We start from the raw sequence: 534 nt of genomic DNA, 5'->3' as shown, positions 1-534 counted from the left end.
ATGGGCACCCTGCTGGCCGGGCTGCCCGTCTCGGTCCCGGGCACCACGGTCAACCGGCTCTGCGGGTCCTCCCTGGACGCGGCGATCATCGCCTCCCGCCAGATCAACACCGGCGACGCCGAGCTGATGCTGATCGGCGGCGCCGAATCCATGTCCCGGGCCCCGTGGGTGCTGCCGAAGACCGAGAGGCCCTACCCGGCCGGGGACCTGACCCTGGCCTCCACCACGCTGGGCTGGCGGCTGGTGAACCGGGCCATGCCGGCGGACTGGACCATCTCCCTGGGCGAGGCCACCGAACGGCTCCGGGAGAAGTACGGCGTGACTCGCGAGCAGCAGGACGAGTTCTCCGCCGCCTCCCACAACCTCGCCGCCGCGGCCTGGGACGAGGGTTTCTACGACAACCTCGTCGTCCCGGTCCCGGGCACGGACCTGGTCCGCGACGAGGGCATCCGTCCCGGGTCCTCGGCGGAGAAGCTCGCCGGGCTCCTGGGCCTGGAGCCTGTGGCCCGGATCGCCGGGCGCGGCGCGCACGCC

1 protein-coding gene is annotated in these 534 nt (G+C 73.4%); it reads left to right on the top strand.

The window, feature by feature from the left end; all coding sequences use genetic code 11:
• Positions 1–534, top strand: a 534-nt coding sequence (locus AC1DN2_RS21340) for a thiolase family protein (RefSeq protein ID WP_476851878.1), incomplete at both ends; no start/stop codon positions are given.

The sequence above is a fragment of the Arthrobacter sp. 01L42 genome (genome assembly GCF_056400005.1).
The sequence above is the reverse complement of the archived record's forward strand: the minus strand, read 5'-3'. Positions and strand labels throughout refer to the sequence as shown.